The sequence below is a fragment of the Thalassospira lucentensis genome (assembly GCF_050516545.1).
Classification (GTDB): Bacteria; Pseudomonadota; Alphaproteobacteria; order Rhodospirillales; family Thalassospiraceae; genus Thalassospira; species Thalassospira lucentensis_C.
The window spans coordinates 211,996-234,099 of the sequence record NZ_CP191544.1 but is presented as its reverse complement, the minus strand read 5'-3'; the positions used below and the strand labels follow the sequence as shown (position 1 = coordinate 234,099).

Sequence of the window (22,104 nt, the reverse complement as noted above, 5' to 3'; positions counted from 1 at the left end):
CAAATTAGTTAAAGATTAACCTATTACATCTCCGTGACAAAAAGATGACCCGTCGGGACGTCAATTTGCAGGAGACCATGAACGGTGATCCGTTTTCCTATTACTGCCCTGAGTGTCGTACAATCCCGTCGTCGTCAGATGGCCTATGATGGCCTTGAGCGCCTGACCGCTGGTCAAAGAGCTGCACATGGTCTTGATACAGGCCCTGCCCATCTGGCGGATGATGTTTCTGACCGGTCCCCAACCGGACCAGAAGACACCAAAGGCAAGGATTGAAGGATCAGTCCCGCCCGAATTGGTTTTATGCCTTATGACGAAGCGCAGGATCACGGTTCATGATCCTTGCGGTATTTTTTGTCTCTTCCCTCTGAAACGGCCCTGCTCCTCCACAGCAGGGCCGTTTCTTTTTGACCATTCCCGATCATCCACGGCATAGTAGCCAAAATAATTAAGACGATTTCGGAGTGGTTATGACGAAAACAATCCTTATTACCGGCGGATCACGCGGTATCGGGCGGGCAACGGCTGTGCTGTTTGCCCGCAAAGGCTGGAATGTCGCCCTTAGCTTTGTCGGCGATCAAAAAAGTGCAGATGAAACCTGTGCCCTGTGTGAACGAGCGGGCATCACCGGAAACGTCTTTGCGCGCAAATGCGACGTCCGTGACGAAAAAAGCGTGATTGAATTCTTTAACAGCGCACGCGAGCGGTTTGGCTCCATCAGCGGCGTTGTCAACAATGCCGGAATTGTCGCCCCGCAAAGCACGCTTGCCGATATGGATATTGATCGGATGAAGGATGTCTTTGACACCAACATACTTGGCGCCTATCTGGTCGCCCGCGAAGCGGCCAAAACCCTGCATTCCGGCACCGCTATTGTGAATGTGTCCTCAATCGCGGCAAAACTCGGATCACCGGGTGAATATGTTGATTACGCCGGATCAAAAGGCGCGATTGATACCCTGACGATCGGACTTGCCAAGGAGCTTGGCCCGATGGGCATTCGGGTCAATGCCGTGCGCCCCGGCATCATAGATACCGAAATTCATGCCAGTGTTGGCCGTCCTGAACGGATCACAGAACTTGGACCAAATTGTCCGCTTGGCCGTCCCGGGGATGCTGAAGAAGTCGCGCACAGCATCTATTGGCTGATTTCAAGTGACGCGTCCTATGTTACGGGCAGCATCGTTGATGTTTCCGGTGGCCGTTGATTGAACAGGTAAATATCATCATACAAAAGGCCCCGCATCGCGGAGCCTTTTAGCATCTTATATCCGAACATGTCTGGCCGTTTTATCCAACCAAAAGCGTCGTCCAGTTTTCAACCTTGAACCGCTTGATCAGTGACAAACCAACTTCGCGGTAAGCCGACAGGACAAACTGTTCCTGATGAGACAGAAGACCCGACAAAACCACCACGCCATTTTCGGAAAGTGTGCTGCTGAGTTCGTGGGCCATCGACCGCAGCGGACGGGCAAGAATATTCGCACAGATGATGTCGTAATACCCGGCATCCCGAATGCGGGTATCCTGAAAACCGTTTGAATGGATGGCCGTGACCAGATCCGAAATCTTGTTGATTCTGGCATTTTCGCGGGCAACACGCACCGATGCGGCATCGATATCGGCCATCATCACAGTGCTGCGCCATGCCTTGGCACAGGCCATCCCAAGAATGCCCGAACCACAGCCCATATCAAGCGCGTTTGAACGCGGGCCTTTCTTGGCAATCCAGTCAATCGCGGCCAAGCACCCCTTGGTCGTCTGATGTTCGCCCGAACCAAATGCCAGACCGGCATCAACCTGCAGACCAATTTTGGCAACCGGGATGCCTTCGCCCCAATGCGATCCATGGACGTAAAAACGTCCAACTGAAATCGGCTTAAAGCTGCGCAGATTTTCGCTTACCCAGTCTTTTGGCTCGTACGTTCCAAATGTCACGGCCGGTGCTTCTATCCCCACCGCCGATGCCATGATCGAAACTGCGGTTTCAACGGCTGCCTTGTCAAACAGCTCGCCTGCGAAACCTTCAATCCGCCAAGGTCCTGCCGGATCGCCGTCGCGCTCGAAATGCGATAGGGCATCGCAATATTCATAAAGTGCTTCGGCAAAAGCTGCGGCATAGGCGCCATCAACTTCGAACTGGAAGTTATAGCAAAGGACGGGTTCGGTCATATCGCTTCTCGCTTGTCTGGGCTGCTTGCGATTGCTGCCCGGTTAGATCGCTATTGCGTGAATATTGCATCGGGGCTTACCCCGGCAGAATAAAGCTGTCGACCACTTTCTTTGTCCCGACACCTTCGAAATGGATTTCCAGCTTGTTGCCTTCAACACCGCGCACAGTCCCCGGACCGAATTTACGATGCCGCACTTTATCACCGACCTTATATTTCGATGATTTTGGATTGGTCGAATAGCTGGTTTCGCCATCTGGCTTAACATCAATGATGTCTTTGCGCACCCGATCCTGCCAGCCGCTCGAAGCAAATTTACGCTCCCCCGCGCCCGATACCGGATTTCGGTTCGCATTGCCATCATCCGCCCAGCTTGGCATCTTCATCCAGTCATCCGAACCCCAAGCGCCGGGTGAATGATTGCCACCATGTCCGCCAAGGCCCGTATCACTGATCCGCTCGATATGTTCATCAGGCAGTTCATCAACAAAGCGCGACGGCAAGGCGGATTGCCACTGATTGTAAATCCGACGGTTCGCCGCATAAGAAATGGTCGCCCGTTTGCGCGCACGGGTGATCCCGACATAGGCAAGACGGCGTTCTTCCTCAAGCCCCTTGACCCCGCTTTCATCCATCGCGCGTTGATGAGGGAAAACACCTTCTTCCCAGCCCGGCAAGAAGACATAGTCAAATTCCAGCCCCTTTGCCGCATGCAGGGTCATGATGGTTACTTTTTCATCCGCATCGTTCTGAACATTTTCCATCACCAGCGAAACATGCTCAAGGAATGTGGTCAGGTTTTCAAACTCGCCAATCGCGGACACAAGCGCACTTAGGTTTTCCAACCGACCGGGCGCATCAATTTCCTTTGATGCGCGCCACATATCGGTATAGCCGCTTTCATCAAGGACGGCTTCGACCACCTCGACATGTGATTTTTCGCCAAGCATTTCGCGCCAGCGTTTGAAATCACCCAAAAGCCCGCCGATGCTTTGGCGCATTTTCGGTTTGAGTTCTTCGGTATCCATCAAATCCTTGGCCGCAACAGGAAGCGAAACCGCCTGATCGCGGGAATATTGATGAAGGGTCTGAAGGGTGGCTTTGCCGACACCGCGTTTGGGCACATTGACAATGCGTTCAAACGCCAAGCTGTCATCAGGTTGGGCGACAAGGCGGATATAAGCCAGCGCATCACGGACTTCCTGACGTTCGTAAAAACGCGGGCCGCCAATAACACGGTACGGAATACCAAGTGTGATCAACCGTTCTTCAAATTCACGGGTCTGGAAACCGGCACGGACCAGAATGGCCATTTGTGACGAACCGATACCCTTAGATTGAAGGGCTTCGATATCTTCGCCGACCAATCGGGCCTCCGCCGGGCCATCCCAAACACCTTTAACCAATACCTTTTCACCGGTATCGATTTCTGTCCAAAGCTGTTTGCCCAGACGGCCATCATTGAAGGTAATCAGCTTGGATGCAGCAGCCAGAATATGCGGTGTGGAACGATAATTCTGTTCGAGCTTTACGACCTTGGCACCGGGGAAATCGGACTCAAACCGCAAGATGTTGCCGACTTCGGCCCCACGCCAGCTATAGATCGCCTGATCATCATCGCCAACACAGCAAATGTTACGGTGCGCCATCGCCATGGCACGCAGCCAAAGATACTGCGCAACGTTGGTATCCTGATATTCGTCCACCAGAATATAGCGGAAGGTATTCTGATACTGTTTCAGGATCTCAGGATGCTTTTGGAACAGGGTCAGGCAATGCAGCAACAGATCCCCAAAATCACACGCATTTAGAACCTTGAGCCGTTCCTGATAAATCTTATAAAGGTGCTTGGCCCCGCCATTGGCGAATTCAACGCTTTCATTGACCCGATCGGGCGTAAGCCCCTTGTCTTTCCAGCGTTGGATGATCCCCATCAACTGCTTGGCAGGCCATTTCTTGGGATCGATCTGTTCGGCATCCATGATTTGCTTCAGCAACCGGACCTGATCATCGCTATCAAGAATGGTGAAGTTTGACTGCAGCCCGATCAAATCGGCATGACGGCGCAGCAATCGGGCAGAGAGTGAGTGGAATGTTCCCAGCCACCATCCTTCAACCGGCCGGCCAAGGGCGTGTGCGACACGTTCCTGCATTTCCTTTGCCGCACGGTTGGTAAAGGTCACTGCAAGGATTTGCTGCGGGTGCAGACGTTCTGTTTGCGCTTTGGTTTCAAGCAAATGGGCCAGACGCGTGGTCAAAACGCGGGTTTTCCCGGTTCCGGCACCTGCCAGAACCAGTAATGGCCCATCCAGCGTATCCACAGCGTCGCGCTGCTCGGCATTCAGGTTGTCGAGATATGCCGGGGCCGGTGCATCTGTAAGGCGCATTTCCGGGCTGGCAGCGAATTCATCAATTTCGAAGGGATCATCCATCATGAGGGCATATATATCACGCTGTGTTTCAAGGGCCAGCCTTGCATCAAATCCTGCCGGGTAATTTTTACATTCTGCAACAAAACAGGAACACCAACCATGCCTTTTACAAGAAATAAAAATTTATGCGCCAGTTTCCACCTCCTCGCCCGTGTACCCTGATAACAACGCAATTCTCAACGAAGGCAGGAAAATGAGCGGCATAAACGGTATGAGCGGCAGCATCGCGCAAATACTTGGTCAGAACGGCCAAAGTGCCAATGCATCCCAAGGAAGCGATAGCACTTCCGGGGTTGAAGCATTTGGCGGGTTTCCGCCGTTTAACCTGCAAAACAGTGATGTCAGCAGCACCGGCGCCATGTCTGAGCTTACTTCGCAAAGCGAAGCAGTCACAGGTCAGCTATCAAATTCGATTATGTCCATGTTGCTGGAGCTCCAGGAAACCAGCACTACAACAGATGGCAATAGCAGCTTTGACGCCCAGCTCCTATTTTCAGACATGGATACCGATGATGACGGCACCCTGACCAAAGATGAATTCATGGCCGCAGCACCCGAAGATGTTACAGAAGAAATGCCAGAAAATCTTTGGGACGTGATGGCTGGATCAGATGCCGAAAGCATATCCGAGGATGACTTCGTGGCCTCAATGAAACCACCAACAGGTGCCATGCCCGCAACGCAGTCCGGTGAAACTGATAGCGTGATGGCCGGGGTTGCTACCGCAGTTGGCGAAGACGGCACCTATGACCCACTTGATACCAACGAAGACGGTGTTGTCAGCCTGTCAGAAATCATGGCCGCAGCACCACAGGAAGCATCCCCGTCTGACAGCACCAGCCAGACCGGACAGAACGCAGATACAGCAGATCAGACAACAACTTCTGCAACACTGGCAGAAAACTTTTCGGACAATAAACCAATCGCAAGCGGGCTGGACCCACACACCGAAACGTTTGGTAATAAACTGATGGCACAGGTTATCGGCTGATCATCCCGCCGACCATAAACTGGTCAAGTTCGGCAATGACCCGTGAGGCCGTTGAACCATCCCAAAACGGGATGGTTGGCATGCCACCATGGTCATCCCTGTCCCACTGATCATGTGCGAATGTCAGGGCGGTTTTGCCCACCATATCAATGCCGACCAAACTATTGGTACCATGCGTTATCGTGATTGGTCGTTCGGTTGCCTTGCGAAGCGTCAGGCACCTAACTCCAAGATAAGATGTTTCTTCCTGAACCCCACCGGAATCGGTAATGACCAATGCTGCGTCCCGCATCAATCTGGCAAATCCAGCGTAACCAAGTGGCGGCAACAAACGAACATTACCAGCCCGCAGGATTTCAAGGCACCCGGTCTTTTCCATCCGTTTCTTGGTCCGTGGATGAACCGGGAAACAAACCGGCCATCTGTTGGAAATATTGACCAGTTCGCGACAAATCCGGCGCAAAGGTTCAAGAACATCAACATTGTCCGGGCGATGCAGCGTGACCAGGCAATAGTTCTCCTTTGTCAGTCCATACTTCTCGTGAACCTGCGCCTGTTCTATCCGATCAGCCATCCTAACCAACGTGTCGATCATGATATTCCCGACCTGCTTAATGCGGCTGGGTAAAATGCCTTCCTTTAACAGGTTGCCATCGGCATCCGAGGACGGTGTTAATAACAGATCCGCCATATGATCAATCGCAACCCGGTTGGATTCTTCACGCATCGTTTGATCAAAACACCGTAATCCGGCCTCAAGATGGATAAGGGGAATATGCATCTCGTGGGCGATGGTTGCCGCTGCCAATGATGAATTAACATCGCCAACTACACATACGGCATCTGGACGGTTGTAATTACAAAGCCCTTCATAAGCAGCCATCATTGCCGTTACTGGATTTTGACCCGATGGATTTTTCCACGACAAAACATGGTCAGGGTCAGGTAAACCCAATTCACGCCAAATCGCGGACGACATTTCGTCATCACGATGCTGGGCCGTATGCACAAACGATGACTTGATTTTGTGATGCCCGCGCAGGCCATGCCAAAGCGGTGCGATCTTCATGAAATTGGGTCGGGCACCGGCAATGAGATGAAGTTTCATTGTTTTGCACCCAGACCAGAAAATCAAAACAGCTTGGGTGGGGCGTCGCCGCGTTCTTCGCTATGCAGCTCAAGAAGCGCGTTATTATAGGCCATCATCGCGTCTTTTTCATGCACGAAGCCGATCATCTGGCGTTCTTCTTCACTGTTCAGCACAGGTAGATGTTCTTCGCCGGTTTGTTCCATCAGGCGAATGGCCTGCTCGATACTATCGGTGCGATACAGAACGGGTGGTTTGGACCGCGCGACTTCACCCGCTGTGACTTCTTCACCCAAGGTCGGGTCAAATGCAGCATGGCGCAAATCGGTCAGGGTAATTGTGCCATGAAGTTTGCCATTTTCATCTATCACGAACAGTTCCGAATACGGGGCATTGATCAGTTTTTCACGGACTGTAGGAAGGCCTTCGGTCAGCGGGACCGTTTCATATTCGCGCTTCATGATGTCGGCGACCTTCATCATGCGCAGCAAATTCATCTCCCTTCCCCAACGGGTTGAAAGGCCACGGCATTTCAACTGCCATTGGAAGAACGACCCGCCATTGAACTGATCCATCACCACAGATGCCAAAACTGATGCCACCATCACCCCCGCCGTCAGCGCATAGTCACCGGTCAGTTCGAATATAATCAGGGTGGTTGAGATCGGCGCACCTAAAACCGCTGCGGCCACCGCCCCCATGCCAACCAGCGTATAGGCCGCATAACCCGACGACAGATCAGGAAACACATTGGTTGCCAATATGCCAAATGCGCCACCCAACATGGCGCCAAGGAACAAGGCCGGGCTGAACATCCCGCCAGCAAAACCAAGCCCCATACAGATCGAAACAACGAATGCCTTGGCAAACAACAAACCGATCAGGAAGGTCAGGCTATAGGCTTCGTAAAGCGCGTCATTCATGGCCCCATAGCCAACGCCAACGATCTGGGGAAAACCAAGACCGATCACGCCAACAATTAATCCGGCAATCGCCGGGCGTATCCACAACGGGGCCTTAACCCTGTCGGCACTTTTTTGAACAATCGGAATGGCCCGCACGACAAGCATCGCGGTCACACCGGCAAGAATCCCCAAAAGCGCAAAGGCCGGGAATTCCCAGAATGACTGAATTTCATGCCCCGGGATCAAAAAGGCGACTTCATCCCCATAATAAAGCCGCGTGATCACGGTCCCGGTGACCGATGCCAGCACAATCGGGGCAAATGCGGTCAGGGCATAATGGCCAAGGGCAACTTCATGGGCGAATAAGGCCCCTGCCAGCGGCGCATTAAAAGAGGCAGCAACAGCCGATGCCACACCACAACCCAAAAGCGTTCTCGCAGCGGAGCGACGAAGATGGAGTATCCGCGCAAGCCAGGCGCCAAAGGATGCGCCCATATGCACAACCGGTCCTTCGCGACCAAGTGACGCACCACTGCCCAGTGACACCATACTGGCCAAGGCACTTTTGATCCCGCAACGCGTCGACATCCGTGCATCGTGAAACGATGCCGCATCAATCACATCGGCAACACCATGGGGGCGTTTTTCCGGCAGAAACTTATAGATGAAAACACCAACAATCAGTCCGCCGACCGTCGGCCCCAGAACAAGATGCCAAGCCGGTAATGCCGCCAGATAATGATGAAGGGCTTCGTCGACGGTGCCGTAGGTCAGGCCTTGCACCAATAACAACCCGTCGCGAAACAGGATTGTCCCACCCCCGGCCAACGCACCGACAACCAAGGCCAAAATCGACAGAACCAGTTGCTCGCTTTTTACCATGCGGCGCATTCGGTTCAGGACAATATTCGATTTGAGGAGCTTCTCGGCCATATTTGAAATACCGGGGTTTAATCAATGAATGTGCATAAAACACAGGATCGCGGTTTCCTGCGAATAAAGGGTAAAGAATGGAAAGACCATGGACAATTTATCAATCCTGCCCCTCGCGAACTATTATTTCTGATACGCGGGTCTGAATGACTGGTCGATTACCGGCTATGAAAAAACGATCATTGCCATTTAAAGGTGAAATACAGCATTCTGCGCCTGTCGCATCAGATGACGACGCCACCCAAACCGTTTTGCTACGGAACCCAAAAAATGAATGACCCCCGACCAACGGGTACCAAAGCGGTGCGACCGCTTCCCGGATTTGTTGAATTTGTCTGTCTTATGGCCATCACCATCGGACTTGTCGCCCTGTCTATTGACAACCTTCTGCCGGCCTTTGGCCCGATTGCCGATGATTTCGGCATCGAAGACGGCAACCGTATGCAGTTGCTGATTTATGTCTTCATGATTGCCTTTGGCCTGATGCAGATCGTTTATGGCCCGCTTGCGGACAGCTATGGCCGTCGCCCGACCCTTATTGCCGGACTGGGCCTGTATGCGATTGGCACGATCATGGCGATCTTTGCCGATAGTTATGACCAGCTCCTTGTAGCCCGTTTCGTACAGGGACTTGGTGCAGCCGCCCCGCGCGTCCTGACCATGGCAATCACACGTGATTGTTTTGAAGGTCGCGAAATGGCGCGCGTCATGTCGTTTGTCATGATGGTCTTCATCATCCTTCCGGTATTCGCCCCGGCATCGGGAAGTTTGATCTTGGCCCTTGCCAACTGGCACATGATTTTTGTCAGCACGCTGGTTCTCGCGATTGCGATTGCCTGCTGGTACATGCTGCGCATGCCTGAAACCCTGCATCCGGAACACCGGCATAAACTGTCACTTCGTCGGATCGGGCGGGACATCAAGACCACGGTGACCAATCGCCAGACCCTTGGCTATTCAACAGCTATGGGCGTGATGTTTGCCTGCTTGATGGCCTATATCGGATCTGCCCAGCAAATCTTTGAAACCGAGGTTTACGGTCTTGGCGTCTGGTTCCCGCTTGCCTTTGGTATGATTGCGGCCTGCATGAGTTTCTCATCCTTTGTCAATGCACGGCTGGTGCGCAAACTGGGGATGCGCAAAATCTCCCACGTTGCGCTGTTTTTCATGACAATCAGTAGCCTAATCAACGTTTTGATTGCGCTGGCCTTTGATGGTCACCCACCGCTTCCGGTGTTTGGCATTGGCCTGACAGCTACACTTTTCTGTTTTTCTTTGACCATGCCGAATTTCAATTCACTTGCCATGGAACCGGTCGGTGCGATTGCTGGCACGGCATCATCGATGATTGGTGTCTACAGCACCCTTATCGGCGTGGTTGCCGGTGGCATTATCGGCCAGTTGTTCAATGGAACGGTGGTGCCGCTTTTGGGTGGGTATTTCGCCCTTGGTTTGATCGGCATTCTGATTGTCGGCATGACCGAGCGCGGTCGTTTCATGGAAGCAACCAGATAAGCCGACCGGCAAAGGTTTTCCAAACGACCCAAAACGTAAAAAACCCCGCAGAGTGCAGTCTGCGGGGTTTTTCATTGCGACCGGTCAGATCATTTGAACTGACGCGGATCGTAATTAAGGTTTGGCGCCAACCACCGTTCGGCTTCTGTCATGGTCATGCTTTTACGTTCGGCATAGCTTTCGACCTGATCGCGTTCGATCTTGCCAAGGCCGAAATATTTGGCCTCAGGATGAGCGAAATAGAACCCGCTGACCGACGATGCCGGGGTCATGGCACAGCTTTCGGTTAGCTCTACACCAACAGTGTTGTCCGCATCAAGCAACTGCCACAACGTGCGCTTTTCGGTATGTTCCGGGCAGGCTGGATATCCCGGTGCCGGACGAATACCGCGATAGTTTTCGGCAATCAGTTCTGCGTTCGGCAGGCTTTCATCATGGGCATATCCCCAAAGTTCTTTACGAACTTTTTCGTGCATGCGCTCAGCAAAAGCTTCAGCAAAACGATCACCCAATGCCTTAACCAGAATGGCATTGTAATCATCGTGTTCAGCTTCAAGCTTCGATGCGATGATTTCAACCTGCGGACCAGCTGTTACAACAAAGCCACCGATATAGTCGGTTTTGCCACTGTCTTTCGGGGCAATGTAATCGGCCAAAGCACGGTTCGGGCGTTTGTTATTTTCGCGGAACATCTGTTGGCGCAAGGTGCGCAACATGACCGGTTCGTTCTGATCCGGGGCCGGGGTGACTTCAATGTCATCCCCGACTGAATTGGCGGGCCAAAGGCCAACAACCGCACGCGGCTTGAACCATTTTTCATCAACAATGCGTTTAAGCATCGTCTGCGCATCGTCATAAAGTCCCCGTGCGGTCTCACCGACCTTTTCATCTTTGAGGATATCAGGGAAACGACCGTGCAATTCCCAGGTTTCAAAGAACGGTTTCCAGTCAAAACGTTCCACCAGTTCGGCCAGATCGAAATCTTCGAAAACGGTGATGCCCGGTTTGGCCGGTGCCGGAATGTCATATGCATTCCAATCAAGTTGAACCTTGTTGGCACGGGCATCCGCAATGGCAAACCGCTTTTTCTGGAGCTGCTGGGCGGCGTGTTTTTCCGCCATGGCGACATATTCAGCATGGATTTCCGCCGCAAAGGTTTCGCGGTGGGTTTCAGAAACCAGCTTGCTGGCAACACCGACCGCACGCGACGCATCAATGACGTAAACAACCGACTTGTTATAGTTCGGGGCAATCTTGACAGCCGTGTGAACCTTGGACGTCGTCGCACCGCCAATCAGAAGCGGGATATTAAGACCTTCGCGTTCCATTTCGGCAGCAACATAGGTCATTTCTTCAAGCGACGGCGTAATCAGGCCCGACAGACCGATCATATCAACGTTTTCGGCCTTGGCCGTTTCGATGATTTTCTGGGTGGGGACCATCACGCCAAGGTCAATAACCTCGAAATTGTTACATTGCAGAACCACCCCGACGATGTTTTTGCCAATGTCATGCACATCGCCCTTAACGGTGGCGAGAAGGATTTTACCGTTGGTTTCACGCACACCGTCTTTTTCTTCTTCGATAAACGGGATCAGATAGGCAACGGCCTTTTTCATCACACGGGCAGATTTAACAACCTGCGGCAGGAACATCTTGCCGGCACCAAACAGATCACCGACGATATTCATACCGTCCATCAACGGCCCTTCAATCACATGAAGCGGGCGTTCGGCCTGTTGGCGGGCTTCTTCGGCATCTTCTTCGGCAAACTCGGCAATACCATTGATTAGCGCATGCGCCAGACGTTCATTGACCGGCTTTTTGCGCCATTCAAGATCGGCTTTTTTCTCTGGTCCGCCGGTACCTCTGTATTTCTCCGCCACTTCAAGCAAACGGTCGGTCGCATCCGAACGGCGGTTCAGGATCACGTCTTCAACACGTTCACGCAGTTCTTCCGGGATTTGTTCATAGACGACCAACTGACCGGCATTAACAATGCCCATATCCATACCTGCCTGAGTGGCATAATACAGAAACACCGAATGCATGGCTTCGCGAACCGGGTTATTCCCCCTGAACGAGAAGGATACGTTCGAAACACCGCCGGAAATCTTGGCGTAGGGCAGTCTTTGCTTGATCAGCTTACAGGCTTCGATGAAGTCGACAGCATAGTTGTCATGTTCTTCGATCCCGGTCGCGACCGCAAAGATGTTCGGATCAAAGATGATGTCTTCAGGCGGGAAGCCGACCTTGTCGACCAGAACCCGATAACTGCGTTCGCAAATCTCGATCTTGCGATCCACGGTATCGGCCTGACCTTTTTCATCAAACGCCATCACAACCACAGCCGCACCGTAACGGCGTAGTATTTTGGCCTGTGCGATGAAGGGTTCTTCGCCTTCTTTCAGGCTGATCGAGTTAACGATGCCTTTGCCCTGCAGGCATTTCAGGCCCGCTTCGATCACGTTCCATTTCGAACTGTCGACCATGATCGGAACGCGCGCTATATCAGGTTCGGCTGCGATCAGATTGATGAATTTAACCATCGCCGTTTCGGCGTCCAACATCGCATCATCCATGTTGATGTCGATGATCTGGGCACCGTTTTCGACCTGCTGACGGGCAACTTCCAGTGCCGCGTCATAATCTTCGTCAACAATCAGCTTCTTGAACTTGATCGAGCCTGCAACGTTTGTCCGCTCGCCAATATTGATGAATCTTGAAATGTCGCTCATGGGTCTGTTCGATCTCTTTTTTCAATCAATATCAGGTTCAGGCAGCGTCAAACGGCTCAAGGCCGGACAACCGCATTCTTGGTTCAATTTTTGGCACTGTGCGCGGTTTGGACGCGGCCACGGCATCGGCAATTGCCTTGATATGCGGCGGGGTCGTGCCACAGCACCCACCCAACAGGTTGATCATGCCGCTATTCGCCCATTCCTTGACCAACTCGGCCATTTCCGCATCCGTCTGGTCGTACTCGCCAAATTCGTTCGGAAGACCGGCATTTGGATAAACCGAAACCCGACATTCCGCAATCCGCGAGAGTTCCAGTACATAAGGACGCAGTTGTGCTGCACCAAGGGCACAGTTCAATCCGATTGAGAACGGCTTGGCATGGCGGACCGAATTATAGAACGCCTCGGTCGTCTGCCCCGACAGGGTTCGACCCGATGCATCCGTAATTGTTCCGGAAATCATGACCGGAACGTCTTCGCCACGTTCTTCAAGAACTTCATCAATCGCAAACAGGGCGGCCTTGGCATTGAGCGTATCGAAAATGGTTTCCACCAGAAGCGTATCCGCCCCGCCATCCAGCAGGCCGTTTACTGCTTCCTTATAAGCTTCGCGCAACTGATCGAAACTGATCGCCCGGAAGCCGGGATTATTGACATCCGGCGACATCGACGCGGTCCGGTTGGTCGGGCCGATTGCACCATTCACAAAGCGCACATCCCCGGGATGGGATGCTTCCCACTCATCACAGGCTGCGCGCGCAATCTTGGCACTTTCGAAATTAATCTCGTAGGCCAGATGTTCCATCGCATAGTCGGCCTGCGCGATTGTGGTTGCACTGAATGTGTTGGTCCCGTTCAGATCCGCACCCGCGGCAATATACTGCAGATGGATGTCCTTGATGATGTCCGGGCGGGTCAGCGACAAAAGATCGTTATTGCCTTTGATGTCCTGTTTCCAATCCGCAAACCGTTCACCGCGATAGTCTTCTTCGGTCAGGGTATGCTTCTGGATCATGGTGCCCATGGCGCCATCAAGGATCAATATCTTGTCTTCGGCCCGTTTGCGCAAAAGGGCAATGCGTTCCTTGCGGTCATTCATCATTTTCATCCAGTCATTTACTCATGCGTCACAGTTACGGGGCAATTCGGAAATCAGGCCGCAGCCTGATCCGCTCCACGAATGCCCAGTGCATGACAGATGGCATAGGTCAGTTCAGCACGGTTCAAGGTATAGAAATGGAAGTCGCTCACGCCTTCCCTCATCAAACCTTCAACTTGTGAAATTGCTTCGTGGAATGCAACCATTCGGCGCGTTTCCGGGTCTTCGTCAAGATCTTCAAAACGCCAATGCAGACGCTTGGGCACAGAAGCACCACACATATCTGCAAATTTCAACAGCGAACCAAAGTTGGTTACCGGCAAAATACCCGGAACGATCGGGGCCGTAATCCCCGCCGCATCACATTTGTCGCGGAAACGAAGATAGGTTTCATTGTCAAAGAAGAACTGGGTAATCGCACGGTTTGCACCCGCATCGATCTTGCGTTTGAGGTAGTCGATCTCAAATTCGGCATTTGGCGAATCCGGATGCATTTCAGGATAGGCCGAAACCGAAATATCAAAATCGGCAATTTCCCTAAGCCCGGCGACAAGATCAACCGCATAAGGATACCCACCCGGTGTCGGGACATAGGTATCACCGGCATCAGGTAAATCACCGCGCAGTGCAACAATGGAACGAATGCCTTCGTTCCAGTATTTGCGCGCAATCTGTTCGATTTCTTCTTTGGTGTGGCCAACACATGTCAGATGGGCGGCCGCTGCAATTCCGGTTTCGCCCTGAATGCGGGTCACACTGCTATGTGTCCGGTCGCGTGTCGTACCACCTGCCCCATAGGTAACAGAGACAAATGACGGGTTCAGCGGCGCAAGCCGATGGATTGAGCGCCACATGGTTTCTTCCATCTTCTCCGTTTTCGGGGGGAAGAATTCGAATGAAACCCGTAGATCGTTGCGTGCTGCCGTATTTTCTTGAACCATCATTTCAATCCTGTCTTATCGTTCCCTTGGATCGGGCCTTTATTATTTCGGGTGAGCCCCAGATTACTCTGCGGCCTTTTCGGAATTTTTCAGTGGTGTGTTTTTTGCCGTTTCTGCGATGGCGCGTGCGCCCCAAATTCTGACTGTCAGCGGCTTGCCGGGCAGGTTTATGACATTGTCAGGGGTAAGTTCACATGCGCGAAACCACGTAGAAATCGCCGAATCATCAAATCCCAAACGCCGGTGCGCATGTTCTTCGCGCAGCTCATCACGGTCATGCGGGGCGAAATCAACAATGACCAACCTGCCACCCGGTGCCAAAACACGGGCGGCCTCGGCAATGGCGGCATCCGGCTTTTCAGCAAAATGCAGCACCTGATGCAAGGTAACGACATCGAACATGCCGCCGGGATAAGGCAATTGATACATATCGGCCTGCCGCACCAGACAGTTTGACAGATCAGCGCGTTGTAATCTTGCACGTGCAACCGCCAACATCTCGCGCGACATATCGACGCCAACACCTTCTTCAGCCGTACGGCCAAGCATTTCAAGAATGCGGCCAGTGCCCGTGCCGACATCAAGGATGCGACCACCGCTCAGATTCCCGACAGCTTCAAGAAGGGCTTGTTCAACCACCGTCTCGTCAACATGCAGGGATCTGATCTGATCCCAGTCTTCGGCATTGGCGCGGAAATATTCGGTCGCAATGCGTTCTCGCTGTGCTTTGACCTGCTCCAACCGTGCATGATCAAGTGACAGGGTTTCATCGTCTTTGGGCAGTAGATCAAGAACCGGCTGCACAAGATCCGCCCCCGGACCAGAATGCGGCGTGCGATAGAACACCCACGTTCCTTCGCGAAAACGCACAAGCAATCCAGCTTCACACAGAAGTTTTAAATGTCGGGATACGCGCGGTTGGCTTTGACCAATGATCTGGGTGATCTCGCTGACTGTTAGCTCACATTCAGCACAAATTGCCAGCAAGCGAAGCCTTGTTGCTTCGGCCGCAGCGCGCAATCTTGCCAGAACCTGTTCCATATCAAAGCCCCCCGCTTACGAAAACAAGATATAAAGATATGTTTATATTTAATCAAGAATTATATTCCTACCCAAAAGGGGTGTAGCAGAAAAGTCACATGGAAAAACTGCTTGATCCCTTTCAACTTTTTGTATGCTGGTGTTTAAATTCCCCCTATGCTACCCACATGGATATTCGAGACGTATACGATACGTGGTCGCGCTTCTTGAGCAGGAAGCTGATCGGTAACGTTTTTTTGGTGTTCCGCACGAAAGAACGTCTTGGGTCTGGGAAGTTTATGTATCGAACATCGGTTGGCTAAAAATAATGAAGTTTCGAGCTCTTCTTTCGCTTTGTGCTGTTGGTTCGCTGTCTTTGTTGACGGCTTGCGCCTCGACTGAACCCGCACAGGACATGAGCGATTACGACCCGATCGAACCAGTGAACCGCGTTGTTCACGGTGTAAATGGCGCAGTTGACTTTATGCTGCTGTATCCAGCAGCAATGTGGTATCGCGACATTGCTCCGGAACCTGTGAAAACCTCGGTTTCCAGCTTCGTGCGCAACCTGAATGAACCGTTGAATTCACTCAACGCGTTCCTGCAAGGTGACCCGGATCAGGGTGCGGCGTCGCTTCAGCGTTTCATTATGAACTCGACGCTTGGCCTCCTTGGACTTAACGATGTGGCTGCTGATTTTGGCATCCCGTATCGTCGCGAAGATTTCGGTCAGACCCTTGCCCATTACGGCATTGGTGCTGGTCCTTATATCGTGCTGCCGCTGCTTGGCCCGTCCAACCTGCGTGACACCACCGGCATTGCCGTGGATTACGTTGCCAACCCGTTGACCTGGGGCTCTGAAAACAGCGACACGGTCAATGCCCTTTACTGGGGCGGACTGGGTGCAACCGCGCTGCATTCCCGTTACAGCACGATTAATCAGCTAAACGAACTGCAGCAATCATCCCTTGATTACTATGCAGCTCTGCGCAGCCTGTATCGTCAGCAGCGCAATACCATGATCCGCAATGGTGCACCGGCACCGTTGGCCAATGTTGAAGATGAAAGCGCCTCATTTGACTTCGACGATGCCGTTGAAGCCGCCAGCGAATAAGAGCGAAACATGATCAAAAGCAAGATCACCCTTTCCGCTGCTGCAGCCATTGTTGCTGTTTCCACAGCGTGGGCAGGTGCGTCAAACGCTTCGACGGTTTCGCCTATTGCGGTGACTGAAGTTGCCGCAAGTCAGACTGCGACCAGTGTGATTGAATCCATGGCCAATCAGGCAATGGCCGAACTCACCGATCAGACACTTGCCGATGACGTGCGTCGCAAAAACTTTGTCGCACTGATGGATCGCTACTTTGCGATGGATGTTGTCTCGCGCTTTGTTCTGGGTCGTTACTGGCGCTCAATCTCCAACGAAGAAATTGAAGAGTTCTCCAAACTTCTGCAGAACTATCTGGCATTGAACTATGCCAATCAGTTCAAGGAATTTAATGGCGAGCAATTCGTCGTTGGCAACGAAACACAGAACAACAAAGACACCTTCGTCAATTCTCAATTCGTGCGCCCTGATGGCCCACCGGTCAATATTGTCTGGCGCATGCGTATGTTTGACGACAGCTTCAAGATCATTGATGTTTCCATCGAAGGTCTGAGCATGGGCATTACCCAGCGCGACGAATTCACATCTGTCATTCAGCAAAATAATGATGATGTCGGCGCACTTACTGCTGCGCTGAAAGCAAAAACCGGCCTTTGATCTTTCTGATTGACCGCCAAAGAAACAAAGCCACCGCCTTCGGGTTGGTGGCTTTTTCTTTGGCCTGATTTCGCCAAGAAGCGCTCAAACAAAAAGGCCACCCGAAGGTGGCCTTTCGTAGATCAATCCAACTCTGCCCCGATTAACGGGTGAGCGGCTTGTATTTAATGCGGTGTGGGCGGCTGGCCTCGTCACCATAGCGGCGTTTATAATCCGCTTCATATTCCTGATAGTTGCCTTCGAACCATTCGACATGCGAATTGCCTTCATAGGCCAGAATATGGGTGGCGATTCGGTCAAGGAAGAAGCGATCGTGCGAGATAACCACAGCACAACCTGCAAATTCCAGAAGACCTTCTTCAAGCGCACGAAGCGTATCAACGTCAAGATCGTTGGTCGGCTCATCGAGCAGCAGGACGTTCGAGCCGGACTTCAACATCTTGGCAAGATGAACACGGTTCCGTTCACCACCTGAAAGCTGGCCGACTTTTTTCTGCTGATCGCTGCCTTTGAACGCAAACTGCGATACATAGGCACGTGAACTCATCGGGCGTTTCGCCAAAAGGATCTCGTCAAGACCATCGGAGACTTCCTGCCAGACCGTCTTGTTCGGATCAAGCGAGTCACGCGACTGATCGACATAGCCCATTTTGACCGTCTCACCGATTTTCAGGGTACCGGCATCGGGCTTGTCATTCCCGGTCAGCATCTGGAACAGGGTGGTTTTACCCGCACCGTTCGGACCAATGACACCAACGATGCCGCCCGGCGGCAAACGGAAATGCAGATCATCAAACAGAAGTTTGTCACCGAATGCCTTGGTCAGGCCTTCTGCGGTGATAACTTCGGTGCCAAGGCGTTCGGCAATCGGAATAACGATCTTGGTCGAATCCGGGACAGCCTTGGCTGCTTCGGCGACGAGATCATCATAGGCACGAACACGGGCCTTGGATTTTGCCTGACGGCCTTTCGGGTTTTGACGAATCCAGTCAAGTTCGGTCGCCAGCTGTTTCTGACGGCTGCCTTCCTGACGGGCTTCCTGAGCAAGACGTTTCTGTTTCTGCTCCAGCCAGGACGAATAGTTGCCTTCGTACGGGATGCCCTGACCACGGTCGAGTTCAAGAATCCAGCCGGTGACATTATCAAGGAAGTAACGATCGTGCGTAACCAAAACGACAGTTCCCTGATAGTCTTCAAGGTGACGTTCAAGCCACGCAACAGATTCCGCATCAAGGTGGTTGGTAGGTTCGTCAAGCAGCAGAATGTCAGGTTTATCCAACAGCAAACGGCAAAGTGCAACACGACGGCGCTCACCACCTGAAAGCTTGGTAACGTCTGCGTCTTTTGGCGGGCAGCGCAATGCGTCCATGGCGATATCAAGCGTACGCTCAAGATCCCAGCCATTGGCCGCATCGATGCGTTCCTGAAGTTCACCCTGCTCGGCAAGGAGATCATTCATCTCGTCATCTGTCATCGGCTCGCCGAATGACATGCTGATTTCGTTGAAGCGTGCCAGATCATCAACAATCTGACCGCACCCTTCCATCACGTTGCCAAGAACATCCTTGTCCTTGTTCAGCTGTGGTTCCTGTTCAAGGTAACCAACACGCACACCTTCGGCCGGCCATGCTTCACCGGCATAATCTTTTTCGATGCCCGCCATGATCTTGAGCAGGGTCGATTTACCTGCACCGTTGTTCCCCAGAACACCGATCTTGACGCCCGGCAGGAAAGACAACGTGATGCCTTTGAACAGTTCGCGACCGCCCGGAAGGATCTTGGTCAGGTCCTTCATGACGTAAATATACTGGTAGGATGCCATTAAATTCCCCATCCAAAATGTCGTTGGGTCCGACCCTGTTGGTTCGGAACACTACGGCATGCTATGCGCACATGCCTGAAATACTGTGCCCGTTTGTAACCGACCGGCTTCTTCTTAACAACTTCAAACCGCACATGGCGCCATGCAAGTCGATCAGATGTCCTCGCCACGTCAAAACAAGCTCTCCCCGCTCTCAAATCAGGGGCACAAACCGATCCAGAATCGCGATCAAGTCGCTGTCATCGCTTTGCCTCAAGGCATCTGTTGGCCGAATGAATTCGCCTTCAAAGAGGTAAAAATGTCGAAATCGCCTTTGAAAATGAACTTTTAGCGTTTTAATGACATTATTAATTCAACTAAAAATACCGCACTGCACACCATCAAAAACTGGCTGAAACCTTCACCTATTTGAAGCCTGTGATCGCCTGCAATGCAGCGTAACGCACTGTTCTATACGACTAATGATTAGCTTCTGAGAAATCGCGAAAACTGGTATCGACCTTAGGAGGCAAGAGGTGCGTCAAGACACCTTTGTTGCCTTCTCGTATATGCGCCGACGGATAACATCACAACAAAACGTCGGCAGGGGAAGTTGTCATTTCTAGGAAGGAGACGCGTAATGGATGAACAAAGCGCAGCCTACTGGAAGAGAAACGTGAAACTGGTCGCAACCCTTATGGTGATCTGGTTCGTCGTTTCCTACGGTTTCGGCATCTTGTTTGTCGACGCCCTTAACAGTATCGAAATCGCGGGCTTCCAGCTTGGTTTCTGGTTTGCTCAACAGGGGTCCATCTACGTCTTTGTCGCATTGATTTTTGTCTATGTGTCGAAGATGAACAAACTGGACCGCGAGTTCAACGTTCACGAAGAAGACGATTGACGCTGGATCTGGGGAGACAGACAAGATGGATCTTACTACCCTTACTTACATTGCTGTCGGCTTGAGTTTTGCGCTGTATATCGGCATCGCGATCTGGGCCAAGGCAAGCACCACCGGCGAATTCTATGTCGCAGGCAAAGGTGTTAACCCGGTCGTCAACGGCATGGCGACTGCTGCAGACTGGATGTCTGCTGCTTCATTCATTTCCATGGCTGGCTTGATTGCTTTCCTTGGCTATGGCGGCTCGGTCTACCTGATGGGGTGGACTGGCGGCTACTGCCTGTTGGCCATGCTTCTTGCACCATATCTTCGTAAGTACGGCAAGTTCACCGTGCCCGAATTTATCGGCGATCGCTATTATTCCAGAACAGCCCGTATCGTTGCTGTTGTCTGCCTAATCTTTATCTCGTTCACCTATGTGGCAGGTCAGATGCGCGGCGTTGGTATCGTGTTCTCGCGCTTCCTTGAAGTCGAAATTCTTACCGGCCTGATCGTCGGTATGGGCATCGTCTTCATCTATGCCGTTCTTGGCGGCATGAAGGGCATTACCTATACCCAGGTTGCACAATATTGCGTGCTTATCGTTGCCTATACCATTCCGGCAATCTTCATTGCCTTCCAGCTTACCGGCAATCCTTTGCCGCAGCTGGCATTCGGCTCTACCGTGAATGGCACTGGCGAGTTTATGCTGGAACGCCTCAACAACGTGGTCACGGAACTCGGCTTCCTTGAATACACCACCACCAACAAGTCAACGATTGACATCTTTGCAATCACACTTGCCCTGATGGTTGGTACAGCCGGTCTTCCGCACGTTATCGTTCGCTTCTTCACCGTGCCAAGAGTGCGTGACGCACGTTCTTCGGCTGGTTGGGCACTGGTCTTCATCGCGCTGCTTTACACCACTGCTCCTGCAGTTGGTGCAATGGCTCGCCTGAACCTGACCGAAACCATCCAGACCGGTGAAGTCGGTGCCGAAGATGGCAACTTGCTCTTTGAAGAACGTCCAGACTGGATGAAGCGCTGGGAAGCAACCGGCCTTCTGAAATTCGAAGACAAAAACGGCGATGGCCGTATCCAGTACTATAACGATGCAAACGCAGAATTCGCGACCAAAGCAGCAGAATATGGCTGGGCTGGTAACGAACTCTCGGTTGACCGTGACATCATGGTTCTGGCCAACCCGGAAATCGCACAGCTTCCGAACTGGGTCATCGCACTGGTTGCAGCAGGTGGTATTGCTGCAGCTCTGTCGACGGCAGCAGGCCTGTTGCTTGTGATTTCATCAAGTGTGTCCCATGACCTTCTCAAAGGGACATTCACACCAGACATGACAGAAGGCCAGGAACTGATGGCCGGCCGTGTCGCAGCTGCTGTTGCGATCCTGATTGCCGGTTATCTGGGATACAACCCGCCAGGATTTGTGGCGCAAGTTGTGGCCTTTGCCTTTGGCCTTGCGGCATCCTCGCTGTTCCCGGTTATCATCATGGGGATCTTCTCCAAGAAGATTAACCGCGAAGGCGCGGTTGCGGGCATGCTTGTCGGCCTGATCTTTACCATGGGCTACATCATGGCATTCAAAGGGATCTTTATCCCGGTTCTGATCGAAAACGTCGAAGCCAACTGGCTGTTCGGCATTTCGCCAGAAGGCATTGGTGTTGTTGGTATGGCTCTGAACTTCATCGTAGCTTTCGCAGTGTCGAGAGTAACCGCTGAACCGCCAGAGCATATCCAGCATATGGTCGAAGAAATCCGCGTACCGAAAGGTGCCAGCGGTGCGATTGACCACTAATCGGTCAATC

At 52.3% G+C, this 22,104-nt stretch carries 17 protein-coding genes; 8 read left to right on the top strand and 9 right to left on the bottom strand.

The window, feature by feature from the left end; genetic code table 11:
• Positions 1–84 precede the first annotated feature (84 nt).
• Both ACQ0MK_RS00985 and ACQ0MK_RS00980 read left to right on the top strand, forming a co-directional pair.
• Complete coding sequence (locus tag ACQ0MK_RS00985) at positions 85–276, top strand: hypothetical protein (protein ID WP_430474437.1); 192 nt, start codon at positions 85–87, stop codon at positions 274–276.
• Positions 277–470: 194 nt separating this feature from the next.
• Positions 471–1,208 carry an SDR family oxidoreductase gene (locus ACQ0MK_RS00980; protein ID WP_430474436.1) on the top strand — a complete coding sequence of 246 codons (738 nt, stop codon included), beginning with the start codon at positions 471–473 and terminating at the stop codon, positions 1,206–1,208.
• Positions 1,209–1,290: 82 nt separating this feature from the next.
• Here ACQ0MK_RS00980 and ACQ0MK_RS00975 read toward each other — a convergent pair whose 3' ends face one another.
• Together ACQ0MK_RS00975 and ACQ0MK_RS00970 are read right to left on the bottom strand one after the other, a co-directional pair.
• On the bottom strand, positions 1,291–2,172 hold the full coding sequence (locus ACQ0MK_RS00975; protein WP_350042922.1) for a 50S ribosomal protein L11 methyltransferase: 882 nt from the start codon (positions 2,170–2,172) through the stop codon (positions 1,291–1,293).
• 76 nt (positions 2,173–2,248) lie between these two features.
• Complete coding sequence (locus tag ACQ0MK_RS00970) at positions 2,249–4,603, bottom strand: ATP-dependent helicase (protein WP_430476061.1); 2,355 nt, start codon at positions 4,601–4,603, stop codon at positions 2,249–2,251.
• A gap of 193 nt (positions 4,604–4,796) precedes the next feature.
• On the opposite strand from ACQ0MK_RS00970, the gene ACQ0MK_RS00965 reads away from it, so the two are divergent.
• Complete coding sequence (locus tag ACQ0MK_RS00965; RefSeq protein WP_430474435.1) at positions 4,797–5,594, top strand: hypothetical protein; 798 nt, start codon at positions 4,797–4,799, stop codon at positions 5,592–5,594.
• On the opposite strand, the gene wecB is transcribed toward ACQ0MK_RS00965, so the two are convergent.
• Both wecB and ACQ0MK_RS00955 read right to left on the bottom strand, forming a co-directional pair.
• On the bottom strand, positions 5,584–6,702 hold the full coding sequence (wecB, locus tag ACQ0MK_RS00960) for a non-hydrolyzing UDP-N-acetylglucosamine 2-epimerase (protein WP_430474434.1): 1,119 nt from the start codon (positions 6,700–6,702) through the stop codon (positions 5,584–5,586). The two genes, ACQ0MK_RS00965 and wecB, sit on opposite strands and share 11 nt — an antisense overlap.
• 23 nt (positions 6,703–6,725) lie before the next feature.
• Positions 6,726–8,519, bottom strand: coding sequence for a chloride channel protein (locus ACQ0MK_RS00955; RefSeq protein WP_350047269.1), 1,794 nt, complete (start codon positions 8,517–8,519; stop codon positions 6,726–6,728).
• A gap of 270 nt (positions 8,520–8,789) precedes the next feature.
• Between ACQ0MK_RS00955 and ACQ0MK_RS00950 the strand changes: the two genes are divergently transcribed.
• Entirely contained in the window at positions 8,790–10,034 is a 1,245-nt protein-coding gene (locus tag ACQ0MK_RS00950; RefSeq protein WP_430474433.1) for a multidrug effflux MFS transporter, read from the top strand.
• A gap of 89 nt (positions 10,035–10,123) precedes the next feature.
• Here the strand turns inward: ACQ0MK_RS00950 and metH are convergent, their stop codons facing one another.
• Genes metH through ACQ0MK_RS00930 form a run of 4 tightly spaced genes read right to left on the bottom strand, consistent with a single transcriptional unit; the run spans position 10,124 to position 15,856 of the window.
• Complete coding sequence (gene metH / locus ACQ0MK_RS00945) at positions 10,124–12,772, bottom strand: methionine synthase (protein WP_430474432.1); 2,649 nt, start codon at positions 12,770–12,772, stop codon at positions 10,124–10,126.
• A gap of 37 nt (positions 12,773–12,809) precedes the next feature.
• On the bottom strand, positions 12,810–13,874 hold the full coding sequence (locus tag ACQ0MK_RS00940) for a homocysteine S-methyltransferase family protein (RefSeq protein WP_350047266.1): 1,065 nt from the start codon (positions 13,872–13,874) through the stop codon (positions 12,810–12,812).
• A gap of 53 nt (positions 13,875–13,927) precedes the next feature.
• Positions 13,928–14,818, bottom strand: coding sequence for a methylenetetrahydrofolate reductase (gene metF / locus ACQ0MK_RS00935; protein ID WP_430474431.1), 891 nt, complete (start codon positions 14,816–14,818; stop codon positions 13,928–13,930).
• A 60-nt stretch (positions 14,819–14,878) separates the two neighbouring features.
• On the bottom strand, positions 14,879–15,856 hold the full coding sequence (locus ACQ0MK_RS00930; RefSeq protein ID WP_430474430.1) for an ArsR/SmtB family transcription factor: 978 nt from the start codon (positions 15,854–15,856) through the stop codon (positions 14,879–14,881).
• Between the two features lie 307 nt (positions 15,857–16,163).
• On the opposite strand from ACQ0MK_RS00930, the gene ACQ0MK_RS00925 reads away from it, so the two are divergent.
• Together ACQ0MK_RS00925 and ACQ0MK_RS00920 are read left to right on the top strand one after the other, a co-directional pair.
• The gene (locus ACQ0MK_RS00925; protein WP_350042965.1) at positions 16,164–16,949 is read left to right on the top strand and encodes an MlaA family lipoprotein; all 786 of its coding nucleotides are present in this window, start codon (positions 16,164–16,166) and stop codon (positions 16,947–16,949) included.
• Between the two features lie 9 nt (positions 16,950–16,958).
• Positions 16,959–17,600, top strand: coding sequence for an MlaC/ttg2D family ABC transporter substrate-binding protein (locus ACQ0MK_RS00920; protein WP_350047263.1), 642 nt, complete (start codon positions 16,959–16,961; stop codon positions 17,598–17,600).
• A gap of 142 nt (positions 17,601–17,742) precedes the next feature.
• Here ACQ0MK_RS00920 and ettA read toward each other — a convergent pair whose 3' ends face one another.
• On the bottom strand, positions 17,743–19,422 hold the full coding sequence (gene ettA / locus ACQ0MK_RS00915; protein ID WP_350042967.1) for an energy-dependent translational throttle protein EttA: 1,680 nt from the start codon (positions 19,420–19,422) through the stop codon (positions 17,743–17,745).
• Positions 19,423–20,041: 619 nt separating this feature from the next.
• Here ettA and ACQ0MK_RS00910 point away from each other — a divergent pair.
• Both ACQ0MK_RS00910 and ACQ0MK_RS00905 read left to right on the top strand, forming a co-directional pair.
• Positions 20,042–20,302: a DUF4212 domain-containing protein gene (locus tag ACQ0MK_RS00910; protein ID WP_350047262.1), complete on the top strand. Its 261-nt coding sequence runs from the start codon at positions 20,042–20,044 to the stop codon at positions 20,300–20,302.
• 25 nt (positions 20,303–20,327) lie between these two features.
• On the top strand, positions 20,328–22,094 hold the full coding sequence (locus ACQ0MK_RS00905; RefSeq protein ID WP_350047261.1) for a sodium:solute symporter family protein: 1,767 nt from the start codon (positions 20,328–20,330) through the stop codon (positions 22,092–22,094).
• The last annotated feature ends 10 nt before the right edge of the window (positions 22,095–22,104 follow it).

What these genes read in the sequence shown, in the direction of transcription:
- ACQ0MK_RS00905 (WP_350047261.1), top strand. Translation starts at nt 20,328, where the DNA reads ATGGATCTTACTACCCTTACTTACATTGCTGTCGGCTTGAGTTTTGCG.
- ACQ0MK_RS00980 (WP_430474436.1), top strand. Translation starts at nt 471, where the DNA reads ATGACGAAAACAATCCTTATTACCGGCGGATCACGCGGTATCGGGCGG.
- metF (WP_430474431.1), bottom strand. Translation starts at nt 14,818, where the DNA reads ATGATGGTTCAAGAAAATACGGCAGCACGCAACGATCTACGGGTTTCA.
- ACQ0MK_RS00970 (WP_430476061.1), bottom strand. Translation starts at nt 4,603, where the DNA reads ATGGATGATCCCTTCGAAATTGATGAATTCGCTGCCAGCCCGGAAATG.
- ACQ0MK_RS00950 (WP_430474433.1), top strand. Translation starts at nt 8,790, where the DNA reads ATGAATGACCCCCGACCAACGGGTACCAAAGCGGTGCGACCGCTTCCC.
- wecB (WP_430474434.1), bottom strand. Translation starts at nt 6,702, where the DNA reads ATGAAACTTCATCTCATTGCCGGTGCCCGACCCAATTTCATGAAGATC.
- ACQ0MK_RS00910 (WP_350047262.1), top strand. Translation starts at nt 20,042, where the DNA reads ATGGATGAACAAAGCGCAGCCTACTGGAAGAGAAACGTGAAACTGGTC.
- ACQ0MK_RS00930 (WP_430474430.1), bottom strand. Translation starts at nt 15,856, where the DNA reads ATGGAACAGGTTCTGGCAAGATTGCGCGCTGCGGCCGAAGCAACAAGG.
- ettA (WP_350042967.1), bottom strand. Translation starts at nt 19,422, where the DNA reads ATGGCATCCTACCAGTATATTTACGTCATGAAGGACCTGACCAAGATC.
- ACQ0MK_RS00955 (WP_350047269.1), bottom strand. Translation starts at nt 8,519, where the DNA reads ATGGCCGAGAAGCTCCTCAAATCGAATATTGTCCTGAACCGAATGCGC.
- ACQ0MK_RS00920 (WP_350047263.1), top strand. Translation starts at nt 16,959, where the DNA reads ATGATCAAAAGCAAGATCACCCTTTCCGCTGCTGCAGCCATTGTTGCT.
- ACQ0MK_RS00965 (WP_430474435.1), top strand. Translation starts at nt 4,797, where the DNA reads ATGAGCGGCATAAACGGTATGAGCGGCAGCATCGCGCAAATACTTGGT.
- ACQ0MK_RS00940 (WP_350047266.1), bottom strand. Translation starts at nt 13,874, where the DNA reads ATGAATGACCGCAAGGAACGCATTGCCCTTTTGCGCAAACGGGCCGAA.
- ACQ0MK_RS00925 (WP_350042965.1), top strand. Translation starts at nt 16,164, where the DNA reads ATGAAGTTTCGAGCTCTTCTTTCGCTTTGTGCTGTTGGTTCGCTGTCT.
- ACQ0MK_RS00975 (WP_350042922.1), bottom strand. Translation starts at nt 2,172, where the DNA reads ATGACCGAACCCGTCCTTTGCTATAACTTCCAGTTCGAAGTTGATGGC.
- metH (WP_430474432.1), bottom strand. Translation starts at nt 12,772, where the DNA reads ATGAGCGACATTTCAAGATTCATCAATATTGGCGAGCGGACAAACGTT.